This is a genomic window from Evtepia sp. (assembly GCF_056797215.1).
In genome coordinates this window covers 1-4,165 of record NZ_JBQILM010000025.1, presented here as the reverse complement: position 1 = coordinate 4,165, position 4,165 = coordinate 1, and the positions used below count along the sequence as shown (strand labels likewise).

At 61.0% G+C, this 4,165-nt stretch carries 6 protein-coding genes; 5 read left to right on the top strand and 1 reads right to left on the bottom strand.

The features are described 5' to 3' along the window. Positions 1-54: 54 nt before the first annotated feature. Positions 55-918 carry a hypothetical protein gene (locus ACTOZL_RS06880; protein WP_482477474.1) on the bottom strand — a complete coding sequence of 288 codons (864 nt, stop codon included), beginning with the start codon at positions 916-918 and terminating at the stop codon, positions 55-57. A gap of 343 nt (positions 919-1,261) precedes the next feature. Here ACTOZL_RS06880 and ACTOZL_RS06875 point away from each other — a divergent pair, with 343 nt between their 5' ends. The 5 genes from ACTOZL_RS06875 to ACTOZL_RS06855 form a co-directional block, all read left to right on the top strand. Further along, complete coding sequence (locus tag ACTOZL_RS06875) at positions 1,262-1,741, top strand: CarD family transcriptional regulator (protein ID WP_482477472.1); 480 nt, start codon at positions 1,262-1,264, stop codon at positions 1,739-1,741. A 98-nt stretch (positions 1,742-1,839) separates the two neighbouring features. Further along, the gene (ispD, locus tag ACTOZL_RS06870) at positions 1,840-2,571 is read left to right on the top strand and encodes a 2-C-methyl-D-erythritol 4-phosphate cytidylyltransferase (RefSeq protein ID WP_482477471.1); all 732 of its coding nucleotides are present in this window, start codon (positions 1,840-1,842) and stop codon (positions 2,569-2,571) included. 20 nt (positions 2,572-2,591) lie between these two features. Further along, positions 2,592-3,089 (top strand): 2-C-methyl-D-erythritol 2,4-cyclodiphosphate synthase, encoded by a 498-nt coding sequence (gene ispF / locus ACTOZL_RS06865; RefSeq protein WP_482477469.1) that lies wholly within the window; start codon positions 2,592-2,594, stop codon positions 3,087-3,089. A 64-nt stretch (positions 3,090-3,153) separates the two neighbouring features. Continuing rightward, positions 3,154-3,390, top strand: a complete 237-nt coding sequence (locus tag ACTOZL_RS06860) for a putative Se/S carrier protein (RefSeq protein WP_482477468.1) — start codon at positions 3,154-3,156, stop codon at positions 3,388-3,390. After that, the coding region (locus ACTOZL_RS06855; RefSeq protein WP_482477467.1) for an aminotransferase class V-fold PLP-dependent enzyme at positions 3,387-4,165 on the top strand (779 nt) is incomplete at its 3' end. The genes ACTOZL_RS06860 and ACTOZL_RS06855, both read left to right, overlap by 4 nt.

The window sequence follows — 4,165 nt, the reverse complement described above, 5'->3', positions numbered from 1 at the left end:
AGTTTCTTGGCGGCGCACGCTTTTTGCATAGAGGCTGTGGCCTGCGAGGCTTTGTTACGGGAGGTTTACGTGGTCCTTTTTCTCGGCGTGTGTTTCCTTTTCTTTGAGGCTCTTGCGGGTGTTCTTGGCCCGTTGGAAGGCGGCGCTGTAGCTGACAGGCAGGCTGAGGGAGAAGGTGGCTTTGACCAGCCAGATGAAGAACAGCAGGACCAGGATGGGAATGACGCAGGAGGTGATGAGCATAACGGCCAGGGCTTCCAGGAAGTTGTTGATGATGCCCCCCACCTTTTCTGTGATACCAGAGGTGACGTTGGAGATTCCATTCCCAATCCAGGAGAAGAGGGAGCTGTTTTCCTCGTCGCTGCCTTCCTCTGTTTGTGCCTCCTGGGCGGCGTCCTTGGCGGTCTCAATGGTGTTTTGGATGGAGGCCTGGTAAGTGTCCTCAATGAGGTTGGACAGCTTTACACTGACAGGGATAACCAGGACAATCACCAAGCCAAACAGGAATAGCTTCCGGCCAAGGGCTTTGAGCATATCCATGCCAGAAAATAAGTGGATGATGTAGAGCAGGCAGGCAAGGGGGATGAGAAGGTTGAAGGTGGCGTACCCCGTGAGGGTCAGGAGGTATTTCTCCAAAAAGATGGCACACAGGACGATGAGGAAGTGGGTGCTCAGGTCGGCCAGCTTGTCGGCGATGGGGGTGGCGGTATCTCCGGGGAGCAAGGTGATTGCCGCAGAGGCCGCGGCCGCGGCGGCGGTCAGTTCCAGGACGGTGGTTTTCTTTTCCTCCAAGGTGGAAATGCTGTTGGCGTGGAAGTCCATGGAGGTGGCAACCCTGGATGCGCCGAAGAAGGAGAGCAGCGCAATGGCGACAGCAATCAGGATAAGAATGGGTCTCTTTTTGTCAATCTCTTTCATAGATTCGGTTCCTTTCTCTGGTGTAAGGGCCCTGCTTTGATTGAGCCCACTGTGTGGCAGGTGTTCACGGTGTATCACCCCCCAGCATGCCTGCCCCATAAAAGCCCTTGCTTTTTTCGCGGGCATACGTGCAAAGTTTATCATATCATGTCGCCTACCATTTGTCACGCAGAAGGGACGGGGAAAGAATCCCAGGGTTGTGCTGTCCTGTTGCAAAAAAACCTTGAAAAACAATGGGAAAAGGTATACAATATAAAACAATGAAAGGGCAGATACTGCCAGACGCAACAGAGAGAAGGAAGTGGAAGCAACAAGTACATAGGGAAATCCAGGAGGGAATACTATGTTCCGGGTGGGAGACAAGATCGTACATCCCATGCATGGTGCCGGCATTGTGGATGAGATCGTAGAACGGAAGGTAAATGGCATCGTCCGGGACTATTACAGCCTGAAACTACCCAGCGGAGACATGCTGGTGATGATCCCTACGGATACCTGTGAGGCCATCGGTGTACGCTCCATCCTCACCGGGGCGGAGACGGAACAGGTTTTGGGGGAGATATCCCACCTGGAAGTCCAGATGGATACCAACTGGAACCACCGTTATCGGGACAATATGCTCCGGTTGAAAAGCGGCAACCTCTTGGAGGTGGCCAAGGTGGTAAAGGGTCTCTCTGGGCGTGACAGCCGCCGGGGGCTCTCCAACGGGGAGCGGAAAATGCTCCACACCGCCAGGCAGATCATGGCCTCGGAGATCGGCTTGGCCCAGCACATCAGCTATCAGGAGGCGGAGTGCCGGGTGGACCAGGCGACCCACCCATGAAAATAGGTAGGAGACACGAAAGAGAGAAGGAGCCGCCGGGAGCACCGCCAGGCTCCTTTTCCAGTGTGCCCGGCAGAAGCCGGGGAAGAGGAGATCGTATGGGTTTATTCAATTTGCTGTTCGGGAAGCGGAAGCCAACCCGGCCCTTCTGTTCTGTTATCGTGGTGGCAGCGGGACGGGCTACGCGGATGGAGGGGACCGACAAGGTCCTCTGTCCCCTGGGGGGGACCCCGCTGCTGCTCCACGCCCTGGCCCCCTTGCAGGTCTCAGAGCTGGTGGATGAGATTGTGATCGTCACCCGAGAGGACTTGATGGTCAGCGTAGGTGCCCTGTGCAGCCAACAGGGGATTACGAAAGTCCGCCGGCTGGTGAAGGGGGGAGCGGAGCGGATGGACTCCGTCCTGGCGGGGCTGAAGGAGACGGACCCCGCCGCTACCCTCATCGCCATCCACGATGGAGCCCGGCCCTTCCTCACTGTAGAGGTATTGGAGGAGGCCATCCAGGCTGCTGCCCAGCGGGGGGCCGCAGCTCCGGCCATCCCGGTGAAGGACACCATCAAGCGGGTCCAGGACGGGGTGGTGGCGGAGACCTTGGAGCGTGCTTCGCTGATGGCGGTGCAGACCCCCCAGGTCTTTGACGCGGAACTCATCAAAGGGGCCCTCACCAAGGCCCAGCAGGACCAAGTAGCCCTCACCGACGATTGCGGGGCGGTAGAGCGCCTGGGCTTTCCTGTGTATCTCACCAAGGGCCAGGAGGAGAACATCAAGATCACCACCCCGTCGGATCTGCTCCACGGGGAAATCATCCTGGCGCAGCGGCGGGGACTGTGACAAGAGGGGAGGATTGCGCTGTGCGCATTGGCCACGGTTACGATGTACACCGGCTGGTGTCCAGCCGGAAGCTGATTTTAGGGGGGGTGGAGATTCCCCACTACCTGGGGCTGTTGGGCCACTCCGACGCGGATGTGGTGACCCACGCCCTGATGGACGCCCTCCTGGGGGCGGCGGCCCTGGGGGACATCGGCACCCACTTTCCCGACAGCGACCCAGCTTACGCTGGGGCCTCTAGCCTGACCCTGCTGGGGCGGGTGATGGAGCTGCTCCGCCAGGCAGGATGGCAGGTGGAGAACGCGGACATGACCATCCTGGCCCAGCAGCCGAAGCTGAAAGGGCACATCCCCCAGATGCGGCAGAACTATGCCCGGACCATGGGGGTGCCGGTGGACTGCATCAGCGTGAAGGCCACCACAGAAGAGGGCTTGGGCTTCACCGGGACGGAGCAGGGCATCGCCGCCCACGCTGTGGTCCTGCTCCAAGCCCTGAAAAACCCCGCAGTCGGGGAAATTTGACACCGTTCCTCCTCCCGCGCATAAGATGAGCGTGGGAGGAGCTAGTTTTATGTATTATCTCATTATGTGCCGATCCCTGACCTATGGGCAGCGGGTAGCCAACGGCTTGGAGCGTGCGGGCATCCCTGCGCGGATTCTCCGCTCCCCGGCGGAGATTTCTCCCTCCGGGTGCAGTTATTCGGTGAAGGTCGCGGCCCGGAACCTGTCCCGGGCGCTGACCGTCCTGAACCGTTTGCGCCTGCCCTACTTGGGGGTCTATGTAAACTCCCCTGATTATGGCTATCAGGAGGTGACGCTTTGATCTATTTTGACAGTGCCGCCACCACCCTGCAAAAGCCCCCCATGGTGGCCCGGGCGATGGCCCGGGCCACCGCCACCATGGCCAGCCCCGGCCGGGGGGACTATGGCCCCGCAGCCCGGGCCTCCCGCATCCTTTTGGCCTGCCGGGAGATGGCGGGGCGGCTGTTCCAGGTGGAGGAGCCGGAGCGGGTGATCGTGACCACCAGCGCTACCCACGGCCTGAACATCGCCATCCGCAGCCTGGTTCAGCCGGACAGCACGGTATTGCTCTCCGGCTGGGAGCATAACGCCGTCACCCGGCCCTTGGCTGCGATCCCCGGTGTGCGTATCCGGGCGGTGCGGGCCCCCTTGTTTGCCCCGGACCGCTTTTTGGAGGAGCTGGAACAGAGCCTGAGGGGGGGCGTGGATGTGGTGGTATGTACCCATGTGTCCAACGTGTTTGGCTACATCCTGCCGGTGGCGGAGGTGGCGAAGCTGTGCTGCCAGCGGCAGGTGCCCCTGATCGTAGACGCCGCCCAGAGCGCCGGGGTGCTGCCCCTGCGCTTGGAGGACTGGGGGGCGGAGTATGTGGCCATGCCCGGCCACAAGGGCCTATATGGCCCCCAGGGCACCGGGCTCTTGCTGTGCCGCCGGGCGGCGGGGGAACCGCTGCTCTATGGCGGCACAGGGAGTGCGTCCCGCCTGCAAGAGATGCCCCCCTTCCTGCCGGACCGCTTGGAGGCGGGGACCCACAACATCCCCGGCGTGGCAGGGCTGTTGGAGGGGATGCGCTTCGT